This is a genomic window from Paracoccus thiocyanatus, from assembly GCF_900156255.1.
GTDB lineage: Bacteria > Pseudomonadota > Alphaproteobacteria > Rhodobacterales > Rhodobacteraceae > Paracoccus > Paracoccus thiocyanatus.
The window spans coordinates 1-17,822 of sequence record NZ_FTMK01000009.1; the positions used below are offsets into that span (position 1 = coordinate 1).

The following is a 17,822-nucleotide window of genomic DNA, read 5'->3' on the forward strand; positions in this document are numbered from 1 at the left end:
GCTGAGCCGCACCGGACTGCCCCGGTTCTTGCGTGGAAAAATATCCCCGCCGGAGGCCGGCAACGCCGAAGGCCGGGGAAATTGGGCCAAGAAGGGGCGTTAGGCGTCGTGGCGCCGGTCCAGCGCCTCATCCACCGTGGGCGCGTAATGCACCAGCGGGCGGCGCAGCCCATGGGTCAGCAGCACCCGGCGGATGTCGCGGCTGGTGCCGGTCAGCCACAGGGCGATGCCGCGGCGCTGCGCCTTGTGCGCCAGCCCCTCGATCATGTTGGCGCCGGTGGAATCCAGGAAGGGCACGGCGCTGAAATCCACCACCAGCACCCGGAACCCGTCCTGGATGCGGTCCAGGACCGAGCCGATCGAGGCCGTGGCGCCGAAGAACAGCGCCCCCGAGATGCGATAGACCACCACGTCGCGCGGCTGCGGCTGGTCCGGGCGCGGCCGGCCGCTGTCGGCCATGTCGGCGCCGACCAGCGCCTCGACCCCCACCGCCTGGCTCATGCGCTGGATGAACAGCACCGAACCCAGCGCCAGCCCGACGACGATGGCCTCGGTCAGGTCGCGGAAGATCGTCAGCCCGAAGGTGACGAGCAGCACCGCCGCCTCGCCCCACCCCGAACGCAGCAGGATGGCGATGGCGGGTTTCTCGATCATGTTCCAGGCCACCACCGCCAGCACGCCGGCCAGCGCCGCCAGCGGGATATAGGACGCCAAGGGCGCCGCCAGCAGCATGAAGCCCAGCAGGAACAGCGCATGCAGCATCCCCGCCACCGGCCCATGCGCGCCCGCCCGTACATTGGTTGCGGTCCGCGCGATGGTGCCGGTGACGCAGATGCCGCCGAACAGCGCCGAGCCCATATTGGCCACGCCCTGCGCCACCAATTCGCAGTTCGAACGGTGGCGGCGGCCGGTCATGCCGTCGGCGACCACCGCCGAAAGCAGCGATTCGATGGCGCCGAGCAGCGTCAGCGACACCGCGGCGGGCAGCAGCGCCAGCACCCTGTCCAGCGACAGTTCCGGCAGCGCCGGGGCGGGCAGGGATGAGGGGATGCCGCCAAACCGGCTGCCGATGGTCGCGACATCCGCCCCGGTTGCCGCGGTGATGCCCGCGGCCAGCGTCACGGCGATCAGCATGCCGGGCCAATGCGGTCGGGCGCGCTTCAGCCCCAGTATTGCGGCGATGGTCCCCAGCGCGAGCCCCAGCGCCATGGGCGACAGGCTGGTGCGGGCCTGCCAGAGGGCGGGGATCTTTTCCAGCAGCTCGCCCGGTTCATGGGACAGCGCCAGGCCGAAGATTTCCTTCAACTGGCTGGTGAAGATGATGACGGCGATGCCGGCGGTGAAGCCGACCGTCACCGGAAAGGGGATGAACTTGATGAAGGTGCCCAGCCGCAAGAATCCGATCGCGACCAGCATCAGCCCGGACATGAAGGTGGCCAGGATCAGTCCCGACATGCCGTGCTGCGCGACGATCCCGGCGACCAGCACGATAAAGGCCCCGGCCGGACCGCCGATCTGATAGCGCGAGCCGCCCAGCAACGAGACCAGGAAGCCGCCGATGATGGCGGTATAAAGCCCCTGCGCCGGCGAGGCGCCCGAGGCGATGGCGATGGCCATCGACAAGGGCAGCGCCACGATGGCGACGGTCAGCCCGGCCAGGGCATCGGCGCGCAGCTGGGCCGCGCCATAGCCTTCGCGCAGGACGGTGATCAGTTTCGGGGTGAACAGCGGCGCGAAGCCGGGGACTGGTTGGTTCATCTGGGCCGCACCTTGGGCAAAGGGGGCGGCGGGATCGTCGGCTGTCTGTCGGCGGTCGCCGTCGCGATTACGTCTGGGGACCGGATTTCAGCCGGACGCCGCGCCCGCCCTGGGGGCTGGCGGCGCCTTCGCCGATCAGCTCGATCCCGGCGGATTCCAGCGCCTCGACCACGCGGGTCAGGCTTTCGACCACGCCGCGCACATTGCCGTCGCTGGCCTCCATCCGCTGGATGGTGGGGACCGACAGGCCCGAAAGCTCGGCCAGCCGTTTCTGGTCGATGCCAAGCAGGGCACGCGCCGCACGCATCTGGGCCGAGGTCATCATGCGCCGATTTCCAATCCTTGATGAAGGATGTCTAGCATGGATATCATGATATTTCAAACATCATCTTTGGCGGTTTAGGCATAAGAGAAAGGCCCCCGCGAGGGAGGGCCTTTGCTGTCTGCCTGCCGGATGGATCAGAAGTCCATCTTCACGCCCAGCGTGACGGTGCGGCCGGGGGCGTAGAGGGGTTCGATCCTGCTTGTGCCGCGGATACGCTGCACATAGCTGGAACGTTCATAGTAGCTGCGGTCGAACACGTTGTCGATGTTCAGGTGAACGGCAATGTTTTCATAATTTTGCGGACGCCATTCGCCATACAGGTTCAGCACCGCATAAGAACTGTGGTCATCGAAGCCCTCCGCCGTCATTTCCTCGGTGCCCAGCGTGTCGGCCCATTCAAGGGTGCCCCCGACCCGCAGATTGTATTGTGGAATATCCTGGTCGATGAACAGCGTGGCGAGCTTTCCAACCGGCATGACGGTGCCGCCTTGCGGCAGGACTTCGTCGCCATTCTGGGTCACGTCTGCGTCGGTGAAGCTGGCGCCGATGCGGCCGGAACCCCAGCTATAATTCCCCTGGAGCGTAAAGCCCTTGCTGCGATATTCGTCGGCATTGGTAAGAAAGCCGCCGGCGACGTCGTATTGTGCCAATCCGTCAAGACGGGTATCGAAAAAGGTGATATTCCCGGTCCAGTTCCCCTGATTGGCGTTCAGGCCCAATTTTATGTTGCGGGCAGTTGCCGGCTCGTAATCTGGATCAGTGGTGAAGTCATCGTTGCGGGCATGCAGCAGGCCGTACTCGCCAATCTCGTAACCCAGCCAGGTGTGGGATGCTCCGGCGAAGACTTCGTAGCCTTCCGCGAACTCATAGGACACGGTGCCGTTCACGCTCGCACCAGTGTCGGAATAGCTGTTATTGTCCCAATCGGTATATCGGTGGTGATCAAGCCGCAAGCCGGTGGACAGATCGATTCCGTTGTCGAATTCGAAGCGGCCCTGCACGAAAGCCCCGATTTGCATCGTATCCAGGTTAAAGGGCGTTGTCCGCGCCATGGAATGATCGCCGTAATTGTCGATATGATAATCGTCATACTGCCAATCGAGCCCGGCCGTGATGTTGCCGCTGCCCAGCGTGTAGGTGTTCTTGAGAACGCCGCCAATGGTGGTGCTTTCCAGATTCATATCTCCGTTCGGACGGCCGGATGCATCTGGATCGTCGCTGATAAGGTCCCCAATGGCATAGTTGGGCCGCCGGTATTCATTGCGGCTGATATAGACCATCGCCTCGGGATCCCAAGCGTCGGTCGGTGCGGTCGAGGAATATTTAAGCGACAGAGTGTTTCGAGTGACGTCAAGCGGATAGGTGCCGCGATCAAGGACCGCCTCGGGATCGTTGGAATACAGGTCCATGTTCATCTTGATGACGCGGTCAGCGTCGTCACGGCTGTATTCATAGGCCAGTTCAATGCGGTGGGTGTCAAACTCATAGCCGAACTTGGTCAGCAAGCCACGGGTGGCCGGCGCGCTGCCGTTCATTTCAAGCCCATCCCCGTTCTCGTAGTTCTTGCCATCCGCCGCATGGATCATGGCGAACCAGTCGAAGCCCTCATAGACCCCGTAGCCGGCCAGCGAGCCCGCGACGCCGCGGCCGTTCGAACCATAGGACAGGCCGACGCGGCCGCCCTGGTTGCGGCCGTCGGTCAACAGATCCCTGGCGCCCACGGTTTCATAGCGCACCGCACCCGCGGCGGCGCCGAAGCCGGCATCGGCGGCCGCCGCACCGGCCTCGACCTCGACGGATTTCAGGAAAGCCGGGTCCACGACGTTCGAGCCGGTATGGTGCCAACTGGTCACGCCCTGCGGCACGCCGTCCACGGTCACGGCCAGGTTCGATTGCTCCATGCCGAAGATGTGGATGCGCTTGGACGGGCCGGCGCCGCCCGACACGGTGATCGCGGAATCGCGCGCGAACAGCTCCGAGACATCGGCGGGCTGCATCGCCTCGATATCCTCGGCGGTGACAGAGACGCCGCCGGTCGCCTCGACGTTCTCCTGGCCGTCGGCGACCAGGGTGATCGGGTCCAGCACCACCGCCGCGCCGTTGTCCTGGGCGTAAAGGGCGGATGCCAAGGCAAGGGAGGAAACCCCCGCCAGCGGAATGATACGGCGCAGTCTCATTGTCACGACCCTCGATTCGATTGGAATTGGCAGGGTTCTACAGGCAGGGTTCGCGGCGGCACAAGTATTTTACTCGGGTATCGAAAACAAAATACTCGGGATTGTGGCATCGGCGCGCCACTGCGCCGCGGCGGGCCTGGGGGCGGCGCGGCCATGCCGGGGGTGGCGCTGACCGGCGGATTGGGGTTAGAGCAGGGGAAACCCATCCGAGAAGTGCAAATGACCATCACCCTTTATCAGAACGACCTGCCCGACGATCTGGACCTGGGTCCGGTCGTGGCCATCGACACCGAGACGATGGGGCTGGACCCGCGTCGCGACCGGCTGTGCCTGGTGCAGCTGTCCTCGGGCGATGGCAATGCGCATCTGGTCCAGATCGCCCAGGGCCAGCGGCAGGCGCCGAACCTGGTGCGGATGCTGGCCGATCCCCAGGTGCTGAAGCTGTTCCACTTCGGCCGCTTCGACATCGCCGCGCTGGAGGCGGCATTCGGCGTGGTGACGCGTCCGGTCTGGTGCACCAAGATCGCCAGCAAGCTGGTGCGCACCTATACCGACCGGCATGGGCTGAAATACCTGCTTTCGGAACTGGTCGGGGTCGACATTTCCAAGCAGCAGCAGACCAGCGACTGGGGCGCGGCGGACCTGTCCGAGGCGCAGCGGGAATATGCCGCATCCGACGTGCTGCACCTGCACGCGCTGATGGCCGAGCTGGAAAAGCGGCTGGCGCGCGAAGGGCGGCTGGCCCTGGCCCAGTCCTGTTTCGACTTCCTTCCCACCCGCGCCCATCTGGACCTGCTGGGCTGGGGGGATGAAAACGACATCTTCCGTCACTAGGTTGCCGGTCATGAGCGCATATCTGCAAGCCGCCCGCAGGGTGATCCGCACCGAGGCCGAGGGGCTGGCCCTGCTGGCCGACGGCCTTGGCGACAGCTTCGACCGCGCGGTGGAAACCGTGCTGGCCGCGCGCGGCCGCGTGGTGGTGTCGGGCATGGGCAAGTCCGGCCATGTCGGGCGCAAGATCGCGGCGACGCTTGCCTCGACCGGGACGCCGGCGCAATTCGTCCACCCGGCCGAGGCGAGCCATGGCGACCTGGGCATGGTGACGCAGGGCGACGTGGCACTGGTGCTGTCCAATTCCGGCGAGACGCCGGAACTGGCCGACCTGATCGCCCATACCCGCCGTTTCCAGATCCCGCTGATCGGCGTCGCCGCCCGCGCGCAATCGACGCTGTTGCGCCAGGCCGACGTGGCGCTGGTCCTGCCCGCCGCGCCCGAGGCCTGCGGCACCGGCATCGTGCCCACCACCTCGACCACCATGACCATGGCGCTTGGCGATGCGCTGGCCGTGGCGCTGATGGAGCATCGCAAGTTCACGCCCGAGCATTTCCGCACCTTCCATCCCGGCGGCAAGCTGGGCGCGAAACTGTCCAAGGTTGCCGACCTGATGCACCAGGACATGCCGCTGGTGTCCGAGGACGCGCCGATGGCCGAGGCGCTGCTGACCATCAGCCAGAAAAGCTTTGGCGTGACCGGGGTGACGGACGCCCAGGGGCGGCTGACCGGCATCATCACCGATGGCGACCTGCGCCGGCACATGCAGGGGTTGCTGGACCATAGGGCCGCCGAGGTGATGACCCGCAACCCGCGCACCATCGGCCCCGACCAGCTGGCCGAGGCGGCGCTGGCCGAAATGCAGGACCGCCGCATCACCAGCCTGTTCGTGGTCACGCCCCAAGGCGCGCCGGCGGGGCTGATCCATATCCACGACTTCCTGCGCACGGGGCTTGTCTGACCGTGACCACCCGCTCGCGCATCGTGGCATGGTTGCAGGTCATCCTGCCGCTATCCGCGCTGGCGCTTTTGTCGGTGCTGTTCCTTTTGGGCCGCAAGCCCGACCCCGAGGCGAGCATCCCCTATGCCGATGTGGACCCGCGCGACCTGGCCGAGCGGCAGGCCGTGACCAGCCCCAGCTATGCCGGGGTCACGCAGGACGGCGCCCAGCTTGGCATCGCCGCCGCCGAAGCGGTGCCGGGCGGCGCGGATGGCGCCTCCCGCGCGCAGGCGGTGCGCCTGACCCTGCGCGCGCGGGACGGGCGGGCCGCCGAGGTCAGCGCCGGCGCGGCCTGGACCGAGGGCGAGCAGGTTCGCCTGGCCGAAGGGGTGCGCCTGACCACCGCCGACGGCTGGGTGCTGACCGCGCCGGAACTGCTGGCCTCGACCACCGAGGGCTGGCTGCGGTCCGAAGAACAGGTCAACGTCCTTGCCCCATTCGGGACCTTGACCGCAGGGCGGATGGAACTGCGCCCCTTGGGGCAGGGCAGCGGCGATCACGTTCTTGATTTGAGCGGCGGAGTTCGCTTGATATACCGGCCATGACCCGGCGCCGTCCGGCGCGCCATGCGCCCCCAGGCACCAGAAAGGAATTCCGATGATCCGGCCCGGACCGCTTTTGCCCGCCATCCTGTCGCTTGTGCTGGCAGCGGGGCCGGCATCGGCGCAGGCCACCGGCTTTGGCCGGGCCGAGGACATCAAGGCCCCGGTCGAAGTCACGGCCGATTCGCTGCGGGTCGACCAGAAGACGGGGCAGGCGGTGTTTTCCGGCAATGTGCTGATCGGCCAGGGCGCCATGCGGCTGTCGGCCGACAGCGTGACCGTCACCTATGCCCAGGGCGGCCAGGACCGCATCAGCGCGCTGCATGCCCAGGGCAATGTCACCCTGGCCAGCGGCGACGATGCGGCCGAGGCCCAGGCCGCCGACTACGATGTCGAAACCGGCGCCATCGTGCTGACCGGCGACGTCCTGCTGAGCCAGGGCGGCAATGTGCTGGCCGGCGACAAGGTCACGGTCGATCTGGAAAGCGGCACCGCCAACGCCTCGGGCCGGGTGCGCAGCGTGCTGCAACCGGGGAACTGACGCATGGCCGGGGAACAGGGGCTGCGGGTCCGCGACCTGCGCAAATCCTATCGCAACCGCCCGGTGATCCGCGACGTGGCGCTGGACCTGGACCGCGGCGAGGTGGTGGCCCTGCTGGGGCCGAACGGTTCGGGCAAGACCACCTGCTTTTATTGCGTGGCCGGGCTGGTCGCCCCTGATTCGGGCCAGGTGCTGATCGACGGGCAGGACGCGACGCGCCTGCCCATGTATCGCCGCGCCCGGATGGGCATCGGCTATCTGCCGCAAGAGATGTCGATCTTTCGCGGGTTGACGGTCGAGCAGAACATCATGGGCGTCCTGGAACTGGTCGAGCCGCATGTCCACCAGCGCCGCGAGCGGCTGGAAGAGCTTTTGGGCGATTTCTCGATCGGTCATCTGCGCAATGCCTCGGCCGTGGCGCTGTCGGGGGGCGAGCGGCGGCGGGTCGAAATCGCCCGCTGCCTTGCGGCCGATCCGGCCTATCTGCTTCTGGATGAACCCTTCGCCGGGGTCGATCCGATCGCCGTGGGCGAAATTCGCGCCCTGGTCCACGACCTGAAAAGCCGCGGCATCGGCGTGCTGATCACCGATCACAACGTCCGGGAAACGCTGGAAATCGTGGACCGCGCCTATATCCTGCACGACGGCCATGTGCTGAAATCGGGCAGCACCGCCGAGATCGTCGCCGACCCGCAGGTCCGCCGGGTCTATCTGGGCGAAAGCTTCCGCATGAACTGAACGGTGCAAGCTGGCGGTCTGCTGCGCGCAGGCGTTGACACCGGGGCATGGCTATCACCAAATGAAGCTATGGCCGGGCAGGAAAGCCCGGTCGGAAAACCCGGTCACGGCGCGCCCCCCGCGGGTGTCGACGGCAAGACCGGGCAACCGAAAGGACGGACCACCATGCGCTATCAGATCAGCGGAAAACAGATCGACGTGGGCGATGCGCTTTCGACCCATGTAAAGACCGAACTCGGCGCCACTGTTGAGAAATATTCCCAGCGGCCCACGGATGCGACGGTCATCTTTTCCCGCAACGCGCATGAATTCATCTGCGATGCCGTGGTGCATCTTTCGACCGGGCTGACCGCCCAGGCCAAGGGTGCGGCGACCGACATCTATGCGGCCTTCGAACAGTGCCGCGAGCGGATGGACAAGCAATTGCGCCGCTACAAGCGCCGGCTCAAGGATCATTACAAGGACCGGGCCCAGCCGGTTGAATTCGAGCAGGCGGGGATGTATGTGCTGGCGGCCGGCGAGGATGATGAATGGGAAACGCAGGACAACGGCCTGCAACCCATGATCATCGCCGAGATGGAGACCCGCGTTCCCACCCTGTCGGTCGGCGAGGCGGTGATGCAGATGGAACTGGCCGGCAGCCCGCTGCTGGTCTTTCGCAACGAGAAACACGGGGGCGTGAACGTCGTTCACCGCCGCGAAGACGGCAACGTGGGCTGGATCGACCCCCGCAACCTGGGCTAGACTGACGCAGAAGAACAGTCTTGTTGAACCAAACGTCCCGGCCGCGCAGCCCGCGGCCGGGCCTGACAATTTTCGGGCGACATGCAAATCAGCGACATTCTCTCCCCCGCCGCCGTGCGGACGATGAGCCAGACCACCAGCAAGAAACGGTTGTTCCAGGAAATCGCCGAACAGGCCCGGACGGTCTATGGCGTGGATGCCGCGCAGACGCTGGACGCCTTGCAGGAACGCGAAAGCCTGGGCCCGACCGGCGTCGGCCATGGCGTGGCGCTGCCCCATGCGCGGCTGCACGGGCTGGACCATGTGGTGGGCCTGTTCCTGCGCCTGGAAAAGCCGCTGGATTTCGACGCGGTGGACCGCCAGCCCGTGGACCTGATCTTTGCGCTGCTGGCGCCCAAGAATTCCGGCGTCGATCACCTCAAGGCCCTGGCGCTGGTGTCGCGCACGCTGCGCGACCAGGACCTGCGCGCCAAGCTGCGCGCCAACGAAGATCCGGTGGCGCTGCACGCCATGCTGGCGGCCGCGCCGGGCATCAAGGCGGCCTGACGCCGGCGGCGGACGTTGGGCGGCGGGCCTTGGGGGGATGAAAACCCCGCCGGCCCGCGCTATACTCCCCGCGGGGAGGACGACCGCATGACCAGACATATCGCAGATCGCAGCCGGGACGACGGTTCCGGGCGCACCCGGAACTATACCCGGCAGGAACGCGAATCCGGCCTGCACCCGGCCATTGCCGCCCTGCGCATGCGGCCCCGCGCCCGCAACAGCGAAGAGACGAATCGCCGCGCCGCCGAATTTGCCCGGATCGAGCGCGGCCACCGGGTCTGATCGGGGCTGCGCAAATGCAAAACCGGCCGGGCGTCGCCACCCGGCCGGGATTCGTGCGCCGTGATCAGGCGCGGACCAGCTTTTCGTAATCCTCGGCGATCTTGCGGGTAGTGTCGCCCACCTGGAAATGCCAGTCGCCGATCTGTCCGACCGGCGTCACTTCCGCCGCGGTGCCGGTCAGGAAGCATTCCTGGAAGCTGTCCAGCTCCTCGGGCTTGATGCGGCGTTCATGCACGGTGGTGCCGCTGTCCTTCAGCATCTGGACGACGGTCTGCCGGGTGATGCCGTTCAGGAAGCGGTCGGCCAGCGGCGTATGCACCTCGCCATCCTTGACGAAGAAGATATTGGCGCCGGTGGCCTCGGCGACATAGCCTTCCCAGTCCATGAACAGCGCGTCCGAGCAGCCCTTTTCCTCGGCCGCGTGCTTGGACATGGTGCAGATCATGTAAAGCCCGGCGGCCTTGGCGGCGGTGGGGATGGTCTCGGGGCTGGGCCGCTTCCACTTGGCGATGTCAAGCTTCGCGCCCTGCCATTTCGCATCGCCGTAATAGCTGCCCCATTCCCAGGCGGCGATCGCCATGCGCACCGGGTTGCGGCGCGCCGAAACCCCCATATCCTCGCCCGAGCCGCGCCACATCACCGCGCGGACATAGGCGTCCTTGAAGCCGTTGGCCTCCAGCACCGCGGTCTTCGCCGCGTCGATCTCTTCGGCGGTATAGGGCGACTTCATGTCCAGCAGCCGGGCCGATTCGATCAGCCGCAGCGAATGTTCGTGCCCCTTGAAGATCTTGCCGCTGTAGCAGCGCTCGCCCTCGAACACCGAACTGGCATAGTGCAGCGCATGGGTCAGGATATGGACATTCGCCTCGCGCCACTCCACCAGCTTGCCATCCATCCAGATCTTGCCGTTACGATCGTCATATGCGCCCGCCATTATTCCCTCCGGCCGGTTCTGTTTGCGGAATGTTGCGCCGTCAGAGCGTGCCTGGCAAAGAAAGTTGCGCAACTTGAGGCCTGGGCTATCCATTCATGGTTGGAAAGTCAATAAGCCTGACGTAATAAGGGGCCATGCAGTCAAGGAAAGGCCCATGCAGAACAAGGTAAGCATCGCCCCGGCCGGTGGGGAAAGCCTGCTGTTTCTGACCGATGAGCAGCTGCGCCGCGGGATCGAGGCGATGTTCTTCGCCTATCGCGCCTTCACCGCCGATCCCGACCTGATCCTGGCGGAACTGAACTATGGCCGCGCCCATCACCGGGCGATCCATTTCGTCCACCGCGAGCCAGGGCTCACGGTGACGGCGCTGCTGGATGTGCTGGGCGTGACCAAGCAATCGCTGAACCGGGTGCTGCGCACACTGATCGAGGATGGGCTGGTCGAAAGCCGCATCGGCCGCCGCGACCGGCGCGAGCGGCAGCTCTACCTGACCGACAAGGGCGCGGCGCTGGAACGCCGCCTGTCCGAGGCGCAGCGTGCCCGCATGCGCGCCGCCTATCGCGCCGCCGGGCCGCAGGCGGTGGCGGGCTTCCGCCAGGTGCTGGAGGCGATGATGGACCGCGACACGCTGCGCCAGTATCGCGCGCTGAAAGAACTGCCCGAGGCGCCATGACCATCCCCGATCCGCAGCCTGCGACCCATATCCTGGTCGTCGACGACGATGAACGCATCCGCAGCCTGCTGCGCCGCTTCCTGATGCGCAACGATTTCCTGGTGACGACGGCGCGCGATGCAGCCCAGGCCCGGCGATTGCTGGAGGGGCTGGATTTCGACCTGATCGTGCTGGACGTGATGATGCCGGGCGAGGACGGGTTTTCCCTGACCCGTGCCCTGCGCAAGCACATGGCGACGCCGATCCTGCTGCTGACCGCCAAGGGCGAGACGGGGGATCGCATCGAAGGCTTTGAAAGCGGCGCCGACGACTACCTGCCCAAACCTTTCGAGCCGCGCGAATTGCTGCTTCGTATCGCCGCCATCCTGCGCCGCATCCCCGCGGCCGAGGCGAAGGGGCCGAAATTCCTGTCGCTGGGCCCGCTGCGCTACGACGCCGACAAGGGCGAATTGTGGCAGGGCGATGCGCCGCTGCGCCTGACGGGAACCGAACAGGCGCTGCTGAAGCGCCTGGCCGATACGCCGCGCCAGCCGGTCAGCCGCAGCGCGCTGATCGAGGATCTGGGCCGCAGCCCGGCCGAGGAGCCGGGCGAAAATTCCGAACGCGCCATCGACGTGCAGATCACCCGCCTGCGCCGCAAGATAGAGCCGGACCCCAAGGAACCGCGCTATCTGCAAACCGTGCGCGGGACGGGCTATATGCTGGTGCCGGATTAGTGGCGCCTGGCCGGCTGCTCCGTTGCGATATGAGTATTTGAGAAACGGTGAAAGCCCAAGCGGTGCGCCCGGCTCTTCACCGTTTTCCAAATACTCATGCCGGGCCGGCCATCTTCGCGGCGGGATGAAGAAAGGGGCCCGAAGGCCCCCCGAATCACGCCAGCGCGCCGTGGCAATGCTTGAACTTCTTGCCCGAGCCGCAGGGGCAGGGGTCGTTGCGCGACGGGTTGCCCCAGGTCGTGGGGTCGGTCTCGTCGAATCCGGCCACCCGGCCCGCGACCTCGCCGCCCTCGGCCTCTTCATGCTCGGGCTGCATCTGGGCCTGGGCCGCTTCCTGGCTCTGCTGGTATTCGCGCAGCATCTGTTCGCGCTCCGCATCGGTCAGCGGGCGGATGCGGGCCAGTTGCTGGGTCACGTCAAAGCGCAGCCCGTCCAGCATCGTCTCGAACAGCTGGAAGGCTTCGGTCTTGTATTCCGACAGCGGATCGCGCTGTGCATAGCCGCGGAAGCCCACCACCGAGCGCAGGTGTTCCAGCGTCACCAGGTGTTCGCGCCATTTGCTGTCGATCTGTTGCAGCAGCACCTGCTTTTCGATCTGGTGCATGTTTTCCGGGCCGAACTGCTCGGCCTTTTGCGCCATATAGTCATCGGTCGCCTGCTGGATGCGTTCGCGGACCTGATCCTGGTCCACGCCGTCTTCAGCCGCCCAATCGGCGACGGGCAGATCCATGTTCAGCCGTTCGACCACCGCGTCGTGCAGGCCCTGGACGTTCCACTGCTCGGCATAGGCGCGGGGCGGAAGATGCTGTTCGACCAGGTCGTCGATCACCTGCGAACGCATGTCGGCGGCGACGTCGCCGACTTCGTCGGTATGCATGATTTCCAGGCGCTGGCTGAAGATCACCTTGCGCTGGTCATTCATCACGTCGTCGAATTTCAGCAATTGCTTGCGGATGTCGAAGTTGCGGCCCTCGACCTTGGCCTGGGCGCGTTCCAGCGACTTGTTCACCCAGGGGTGGACGATCGCCTCGCCCTCTTTCATGCCCAGCGTCGACAGCACCTTGTCCAGCCGTTCCGAGCCGAAGATCCGCATCAGGTCGTCTTCCAGCGACAGGAAGAACAGCGAGCGGCCGGGGTCGCCCTGGCGCCCCGAACGGCCGCGCAGCTGGTTGTCGATGCGGCGGCTTTCGTGGCGTTCGGTCGCCAGCACGAAGAGGCCGCCGGCGTCCAGGACCGCCTGTTTCTCGGCCGCGTGTTCGGCCTCGATGCGGGCGCGGATCTCGTCGGGATTGGCCTCGGGATCGGCGGCCAGGGCCTCCATCACCTTCATGTCCACATTGCCGCCCAGCTGGATGTCGGTGCCGCGGCCGGCCATGTTGGTGGCGATGGTCACGGCGCCCAGCTTGCCGGCATCGGCGACGATCTTGGCCTCTTGTTCATGCTGGCGGGCGTTCAGCACGTTATGGGTGATGCCGGCTTGGGTCAGCATCTGCGACAGCATCTCGGATTTCTCGATCGAGGTGGTGCCGACCAGGATCGGCTGGCCCTTTGCATGGGCCTCCTTGATCGCCTCGATCACGGCGGCGTATTTCTCGGCCGCGGTGCGATAGACGCGGTCGTGTTCGTCGATCCGCTGGATCGGCCGGTTGGTCGGCACCTCGACCACGCCAAGCTTGTAGATTTCGGCAAATTCCTCGGCCTCGGTGGCGGCGGTGCCGGTCATGCCCGACAGCTTGTCATAGAGCCGGAAGTAGTTCTGGAAGGTGACCGAGGCCAGGGTCACGTTTTCGGGCTGGATGGCGACGCCTTCCTTGGCCTCGATGGCCTGGTGCAGCCCGTCCGACAGGCGGCGGCCCTTCATCATCCGGCCGGTGAATTCGTCGATCAGCACCACCTCGTCGTCGCGCACGATATAGTGCTGGTCGCGCAAGAACAGCTTGTGCGCGCGCATCGCCTGGTTGGCATGATGCACGATGGTGGTCGATTCGGGGTCGTAGAGCGTCTGCCCCTCGGGCAGGATACCCGCCGCTTGCAGCCGCTTTTCCAGGAATTCGTTGCCTTCCTCGGTAAAGGTGGCGTTGCGGGCTTTTTCGTCCAGCTTGTAATGTTCGGGCGTCAGTTCCGGCATGAAGGCGTCGAGCGTCTTGTAAAGCTCGCTGCGGTCCTGGCTGGGCCCCGAGATGATCAGCGGCGTGCGCGCCTCGTCGATCAGGATCGAATCGACCTCGTCCACGATGGCGAAGAAATGCCCGCGCTGGGTCATCTGCTCGATCGAGCCCTTCATATTGTCGCGCAGGTAGTCGAAGCCCAGCTCGTTGTTGGTGGCATAGGTCACGTCGGCGCGATAGGCGTCGCGCTTTTCGGCATCGTCCTGGAACGGATAGACCACGCCGGTGGTCATGCCCAGTTGCGCAAAGACCTTGCCCATCCAATGCGCGTCGCGCTTGGCCAGGTAGTCGTTGACGGTGACGACATGCACGCCCTTGCCGGCCAAGGCATTCAGATAGGCCGGGAAGGTGGCGACCAGGGTCTTGCCCTCGCCGGTCTTCATCTCGGCGATATTGCCCTGGTGCAGGAAGATGCCGCCCATCAACTGCGTGTCAAAGGCGCGCAGGCCCAGCGCGCGGCGCGCGGCTTCGCGGCAATTGGCGAATGCCTCGGGCAGAAGCTTGTCCAGATTCTCGCCCGCCTGCGCCCGGCCCTGCAATTCGCGGGTCTTGCCGATCAGGTCCGCGTCCGAAAGGGGGCGGAACTTCTCTTCCAGCGCGTTGATCTGGGCCACCAGCGGGCGGACCGATTTCACCTTGCGGTCGTTGGGCGTGCCAAAGACCAGTTTCGCCAAGTTTCCGATGCCGAGCATATGAACCTTCAAAATCGCGTATCTGGGGGTGCGCGGGACGTTCCGCCCACTTGCCGGCACCATTCGCCTTGCCCTATCACTTGGGCCGGAAAAACGGCGACGGGCGCGCATTTTCGGTTGCGCCGGATGTAGGCCCCGGCCGCCCCACTGTCAACGCTTGCGCCCGTTCGCCCCTGCGTGAACGCGCCGTCCCATGAAGGGGAACATCATGCTGAAACCGCTTTTCGCCGCCTCGGCCCTGCTTTCGGGGGCCGTCCTGGGCTTGCCGGTGCTGGCGCAGGATGCCGACACGGTCGTCGCCACCGTCAATGACGAGTCGATCACCCTGGGCCAGATGATCGCCATGCGGCAAGGGCTGGACGCGCATTCGACCCAAGGGCTGCCGGATACGGCGCTGTGGGACCTGATGCTGGACCAGATGATCCGCCAGACCGCCGTAGCCCAGGCGGCCCAGCCGCTGAGCCAGCGCGACAGCGTGGCGCTGGAACTGGAAAAGCGCGCCTATCTGGCCGGGTCGGTGCTGGAAAAGATCGCCGAGACCGAGCCGAGCGAGGCCGAACTGAAAGCCGCCTATGACCAGGCTTTCGCCGGCCAGGCCGAACCGGCCATCGAATACAGCGCCGCCCATATCCTGGTAAAGACCAAGGAAGAAGCCGACGCGATCGCAAAGCAGCTTGCCGATGGCGCCGATTTCGGCGCGCTGGCCGAAGAAAAATCGACCGACAATTCCGGCCCGAACAAGGGCGATCTGGGATGGTTCCAGCCCGAGCAGATGGTCGCGCCCTTTGCCGAAGCGGTGAAGGCGCTGGAAAAGGGCCAGGTTTCCCAGCCGGTGGAAACCCAGTTCGGCTGGCATGTCATCAAGCTGAACGACACGCGCGAGGTGACGCCCCCCGCCTTTGACGAGATCAAGGAGCAACTGGCCGTGCAGGTTCGCCGCGACAAGGTGCAGGCCGAGATCGAAAAGCGCGTGGCCGACGCCAAGATCGAAAAGACCGAGGGGCTTGCCCCCGACCTGCTGAACAAGACCGACCTTCTGGGGAAGTGAGCGATGGCCAAGACCGAAGGCAAGAAATCCCGGCTTTCTGATGCCGAGAAGCTGAAGGCGCTGAAGAAGAAGCTGAAAAAGCTGAAGGCGGCGTTCAAGGAAACCGCCGCCAGCCTTGAATCGCGCGCGGGGGCGGCGGTGGCGGCCGCGGCAAAGCCCAAGAACGCCGTCTCGCCGCTGGCGCCGGCGCGCTTTCCCGACCTGCCGGTGATCGAGGGGGCCGAGTTCGCCTCGGGCGCGGCGGGGGTGAAATACCAGGGCCGCACCGATGTCATGCTGGTCAGGCTGGCGCCGGGCACGGCCGTGGCCGGCGCCTTTACCCGGTCGTCGACCCGCGCGGCCTGTGTGCTGGATTGCCAGGCCAAGCTGGCGCTGGACCAGGATGCAAGCCAGGGCGCGGCGATCATCGTGAACTCGGGCAATGCCAATGCCTTTACCGGCCGGAACGGGCAAGAGGCGGTGGATGCCGTGACCGGCGGCGTCGCGGGCGCCCTGGGCGTCCCGCGCGAGCGAGTGTTCTCGTCCTCGACCGGGGTGATCGGCGAGCCGCTGCCGGCCGAGCGTATCACCGCGGTCATCGGCGATCTTGCCGCCAGCCTGGACGCGGGCGGCGCGGCCGGGGCGGCGCGGGCGATCATGACCACCGACACGTTCCCCAAAGGTGCGGCGGCCAGTTTCGATGGCGATGGCGGCACCATCAATATCGTCGGCATCGCCAAGGGTTCGGGCATGATCGCGCCCGACATGGCGACGATGCTGGTCTATGTCTTTACGGATGCGCAAATTGCGCCCGCCCTGCTTCAGCGCATGCTGTCGGCGCGGCTGGACCAGACCTTCAACGCCATAACCGTGGACAGCGACACCTCGACCTCGGACGCGCTGATCCTGGCGGCGACCGGAAAATCCGCGGCGGCGCCGATCACCGACCTGCGCTCGGCCCCGGCGCGGGCCTTTGGCAAGGCGCTGTCGCAGGTCATGCTGGATCTGGCGCAGCAGGTGGTCAAGGATGGCGAGGGCGCGACGAAATTCATCGAGGTGCAGGTGACGGGTGCCGCCAGCGACGCCGACGCCCATCGCGTCGCCATGGCCATCGCCAATTCGCCGCTGGTCAAGACCGCCGTGGCCGGCGAGGATGCGAATTGGGGCCGCGTGGTGATGGCCGTCGGCAAGTCCGGCGCCCAGGCCGACCGCGACCGGCTGACCATCCGCTTCGGCGACATGGTGCTGGCCCAGAACGGCTGGCGCGCGCCCGATTACGACGAGGCGCAGGCCAGCGCCTATATGAAGCGCGACCATCTGGTCATCGGCGTCGACCTGGGGCTGGGCAAGGGCAGGCGCACCGTCTGGACCTGCGACCTGACGCATGGCTATATCGACATCAACGCCGATTACCGCTCATGAGGATGGTGCTGGTGGCGGCCGTTGCGCTGATCGACGCGGACGGCCGCGTGCTGCTGGCACAGCGCCCCCAGGGCAAGTCCCTGGCCGGGCTGTGGGAGTTTCCGGGCGGCAAGGTCGAGCCGGGCGAAACCCCCGAGGCGGCGCTGATCCGCGAATTGCACGAGGAACTGGGCATCGAGACCTGGGGGTCCTGTCTTGCGCCGCTGACCTTTGCCAGCCACGCCTATGACGACTTCCACCTGCTGATGCCGCTTTTCGCCTGTCGACGCTGGCAGGGCGTGCCGATGCCGCAGGAAGGCCAGCAACTGGCCTGGGCGCGGCCGCAGGAGTTGGGCAGGTTCCCCATGCCTCCGGCCGACCTGCCGCTGATCCCCATCCTGCGCGACTGGCTATGAGACATATGCGCCACGCTGCCGCGATATAATCAGCATTTCGTCCGAAGCGCGGCATTGAGCAATAAACATTTAACAATTTTGTGACAATTCTGAACTCCTGTAGAGGAGGAGATCGGACATGATTCGCACGATCACGATCGGCAGCTGCATTTCCGTCCAAGGCATCTTTGAACGGCAGCAGGCGAACGGGAACATCGTGGTCCGAGTGGGCAGCAAGACCTATGAGGGCAAGCCTGTCATGGCCTGATGCCGCAGAAATGCGCCACGAAAACGGAGCGGGGTCCGGGATGGGCCCCGTTCCTTTTGGCAGC

General features: G+C 65.9%; 19 protein-coding genes. 14 read left to right on the forward strand and 5 right to left on the reverse strand.

Features of this window, described 5'->3' with window-relative positions; all coding sequences use genetic code 11:
• Nucleotides 1–99: 99 nt before the first annotated feature.
• From F3H32_RS08425 to F3H32_RS08435, 3 genes are all read right to left on the reverse strand, one after another.
• Nucleotides 100–1,758 (reverse strand): SulP family inorganic anion transporter, encoded by a 1,659-nt coding sequence (locus F3H32_RS08425; protein ID WP_149765462.1) that lies wholly within the window; start codon nt 1,756–1,758, stop codon nt 100–102.
• Nucleotides 1,759–1,825: 67 nt separating this feature from the next.
• A complete protein-coding gene (locus F3H32_RS08430; RefSeq protein ID WP_223191389.1) occupies nt 1,826–2,065 on the reverse strand; it encodes a helix-turn-helix domain-containing protein in 240 nt (79 codons plus the stop codon).
• A 152-nt stretch (nt 2,066–2,217) separates the two neighbouring features.
• The gene (locus F3H32_RS08435) at nt 2,218–4,260 is read right to left on the reverse strand and encodes a TonB-dependent receptor domain-containing protein (RefSeq protein WP_149765463.1); all 2,043 of its coding nucleotides are present in this window, start codon (nt 4,258–4,260) and stop codon (nt 2,218–2,220) included.
• Between the two features lie 219 nt (nt 4,261–4,479).
• On the opposite strand from F3H32_RS08435, the gene F3H32_RS08440 reads away from it, so the two are divergent.
• The 8 genes from F3H32_RS08440 to F3H32_RS08475 all read left to right on the forward strand — a co-directional run bounded on the left by F3H32_RS08440 (nt 4,480) and on the right by F3H32_RS08475 (nt 9,484).
• Complete coding sequence (locus F3H32_RS08440; RefSeq protein WP_149765464.1) at nt 4,480–5,094, forward strand: ribonuclease D; 615 nt, start codon at nt 4,480–4,482, stop codon at nt 5,092–5,094.
• Nucleotides 5,095–5,104: 10 nt separating this feature from the next.
• Nucleotides 5,105–6,052, forward strand: a complete 948-nt coding sequence (locus tag F3H32_RS08445) for a KpsF/GutQ family sugar-phosphate isomerase (RefSeq protein WP_149765465.1) — start codon at nt 5,105–5,107, stop codon at nt 6,050–6,052.
• Between the two features lie 2 nt (nt 6,053–6,054).
• Complete coding sequence (locus F3H32_RS08450) at nt 6,055–6,636, forward strand: LptA/OstA family protein (RefSeq protein ID WP_149765466.1); 582 nt, start codon at nt 6,055–6,057, stop codon at nt 6,634–6,636.
• 52 nt (nt 6,637–6,688) lie between these two features.
• On the forward strand, nt 6,689–7,174 hold the full coding sequence (gene lptA, locus F3H32_RS08455; protein WP_115755975.1) for a lipopolysaccharide transport periplasmic protein LptA: 486 nt from the start codon (nt 6,689–6,691) through the stop codon (nt 7,172–7,174).
• Between the two features lie 3 nt (nt 7,175–7,177).
• Entirely contained in the window at nt 7,178–7,912 is a 735-nt protein-coding gene (gene lptB / locus F3H32_RS08460; protein WP_115755974.1) for an LPS export ABC transporter ATP-binding protein, read from the forward strand.
• 165 nt (nt 7,913–8,077) lie between these two features.
• The gene (gene hpf / locus F3H32_RS08465; protein ID WP_115755973.1) at nt 8,078–8,656 is read left to right on the forward strand and encodes a ribosome hibernation-promoting factor, HPF/YfiA family; all 579 of its coding nucleotides are present in this window, start codon (nt 8,078–8,080) and stop codon (nt 8,654–8,656) included.
• 81 nt (nt 8,657–8,737) lie between these two features.
• Nucleotides 8,738–9,202 (forward strand): PTS sugar transporter subunit IIA, encoded by a 465-nt coding sequence (locus F3H32_RS08470; RefSeq protein ID WP_115755972.1) that lies wholly within the window; start codon nt 8,738–8,740, stop codon nt 9,200–9,202.
• Between the two features lie 87 nt (nt 9,203–9,289).
• A complete protein-coding gene (locus F3H32_RS08475) occupies nt 9,290–9,484 on the forward strand; it encodes a hypothetical protein (RefSeq protein ID WP_149765467.1) in 195 nt (64 codons plus the stop codon).
• 64 nt (nt 9,485–9,548) lie between these two features.
• Here the strand turns inward: F3H32_RS08475 and F3H32_RS08480 are convergent, their stop codons facing one another.
• Complete coding sequence (locus tag F3H32_RS08480; RefSeq protein ID WP_149765468.1) at nt 9,549–10,418, reverse strand: branched-chain amino acid aminotransferase; 870 nt, start codon at nt 10,416–10,418, stop codon at nt 9,549–9,551.
• 154 nt (nt 10,419–10,572) lie between these two features.
• Between F3H32_RS08480 and F3H32_RS08485 the strand changes: the two genes are divergently transcribed.
• Both F3H32_RS08485 and F3H32_RS08490 read left to right on the forward strand, forming a co-directional pair.
• Nucleotides 10,573–11,091 carry a MarR family winged helix-turn-helix transcriptional regulator gene (locus tag F3H32_RS08485; RefSeq protein ID WP_149765469.1) on the forward strand — a complete coding sequence of 173 codons (519 nt, stop codon included), beginning with the start codon at nt 10,573–10,575 and terminating at the stop codon, nt 11,089–11,091.
• Nucleotides 11,088–11,807, forward strand: coding sequence for a response regulator (locus F3H32_RS08490; RefSeq protein WP_149765470.1), 720 nt, complete (start codon nt 11,088–11,090; stop codon nt 11,805–11,807). Before F3H32_RS08485 ends, F3H32_RS08490 begins: the two co-directional genes overlap by 4 nt.
• A 154-nt stretch (nt 11,808–11,961) precedes the next feature.
• On the opposite strand, the gene secA is transcribed toward F3H32_RS08490, so the two are convergent.
• Entirely contained in the window at nt 11,962–14,667 is a 2,706-nt protein-coding gene (gene secA, locus F3H32_RS08495) for a preprotein translocase subunit SecA (RefSeq protein WP_149765471.1), read from the reverse strand.
• Between the two features lie 208 nt (nt 14,668–14,875).
• Here secA and F3H32_RS08500 point away from each other — a divergent pair, with 208 nt between their 5' ends.
• From F3H32_RS08500 to F3H32_RS18070, 4 genes are all read left to right on the forward strand, one after another.
• Nucleotides 14,876–15,715: a peptidylprolyl isomerase gene (locus F3H32_RS08500; RefSeq protein ID WP_149765472.1), complete on the forward strand. Its 840-nt coding sequence runs from the start codon at nt 14,876–14,878 to the stop codon at nt 15,713–15,715.
• Between the two features lie 3 nt (nt 15,716–15,718).
• A complete protein-coding gene (gene argJ, locus F3H32_RS08505) occupies nt 15,719–17,116 on the forward strand; it encodes a bifunctional glutamate N-acetyltransferase/amino-acid acetyltransferase ArgJ (RefSeq protein ID WP_149765473.1) in 1,398 nt (465 codons plus the stop codon).
• On the forward strand, nt 17,113–17,511 hold the full coding sequence (locus F3H32_RS08510; RefSeq protein ID WP_149765474.1) for a (deoxy)nucleoside triphosphate pyrophosphohydrolase: 399 nt from the start codon (nt 17,113–17,115) through the stop codon (nt 17,509–17,511). The genes argJ and F3H32_RS08510 overlap by 4 nt, the downstream gene beginning before the upstream one ends.
• A 118-nt stretch (nt 17,512–17,629) precedes the next feature.
• A complete protein-coding gene (locus tag F3H32_RS18070) occupies nt 17,630–17,758 on the forward strand; it encodes a hypothetical protein (protein ID WP_258869654.1) in 129 nt (42 codons plus the stop codon).
• Nucleotides 17,759–17,822: the final 64 nt, after the last annotated feature.

Coding starts and splice junctions, on each gene's coding strand:
- F3H32_RS08425 (WP_149765462.1), bottom strand. CDS start 1,758: ATGAACCAACCAGTCCCCGGCTTCGCGCCGCTGTTCACCCCGAAACTG.
- F3H32_RS08430 (WP_223191389.1), bottom strand. CDS start 2,065: ATGCGTGCGGCGCGTGCCCTGCTTGGCATCGACCAGAAACGGCTGGCC.
- F3H32_RS08435 (WP_149765463.1), bottom strand. CDS start 4,260: ATGAGACTGCGCCGTATCATTCCGCTGGCGGGGGTTTCCTCCCTTGCC.
- F3H32_RS08440 (WP_149765464.1), top strand. CDS start 4,480: ATGACCATCACCCTTTATCAGAACGACCTGCCCGACGATCTGGACCTG.
- F3H32_RS08445 (WP_149765465.1), top strand. CDS start 5,105: ATGAGCGCATATCTGCAAGCCGCCCGCAGGGTGATCCGCACCGAGGCC.
- lptA (WP_115755975.1), top strand. CDS start 6,689: ATGATCCGGCCCGGACCGCTTTTGCCCGCCATCCTGTCGCTTGTGCTG.
- lptB (WP_115755974.1), top strand. CDS start 7,178: ATGGCCGGGGAACAGGGGCTGCGGGTCCGCGACCTGCGCAAATCCTAT.
- hpf (WP_115755973.1), top strand. CDS start 8,078: ATGCGCTATCAGATCAGCGGAAAACAGATCGACGTGGGCGATGCGCTT.
- F3H32_RS08470 (WP_115755972.1), top strand. CDS start 8,738: ATGCAAATCAGCGACATTCTCTCCCCCGCCGCCGTGCGGACGATGAGC.
- F3H32_RS08475 (WP_149765467.1), top strand. CDS start 9,290: ATGACCAGACATATCGCAGATCGCAGCCGGGACGACGGTTCCGGGCGC.
- F3H32_RS08480 (WP_149765468.1), bottom strand. CDS start 10,418: ATGGCGGGCGCATATGACGATCGTAACGGCAAGATCTGGATGGATGGC.
- F3H32_RS08485 (WP_149765469.1), top strand. CDS start 10,573: ATGCAGAACAAGGTAAGCATCGCCCCGGCCGGTGGGGAAAGCCTGCTG.
- F3H32_RS08490 (WP_149765470.1), top strand. CDS start 11,088: ATGACCATCCCCGATCCGCAGCCTGCGACCCATATCCTGGTCGTCGAC.
- secA (WP_149765471.1), bottom strand. CDS start 14,667: ATGCTCGGCATCGGAAACTTGGCGAAACTGGTCTTTGGCACGCCCAAC.
- F3H32_RS08500 (WP_149765472.1), top strand. CDS start 14,876: ATGCTGAAACCGCTTTTCGCCGCCTCGGCCCTGCTTTCGGGGGCCGTC.
- argJ (WP_149765473.1), top strand. CDS start 15,719: ATGGCCAAGACCGAAGGCAAGAAATCCCGGCTTTCTGATGCCGAGAAG.
- F3H32_RS08510 (WP_149765474.1), top strand. CDS start 17,113: ATGAGGATGGTGCTGGTGGCGGCCGTTGCGCTGATCGACGCGGACGGC.
- F3H32_RS18070 (WP_258869654.1), top strand. CDS start 17,630: ATGATTCGCACGATCACGATCGGCAGCTGCATTTCCGTCCAAGGCATC.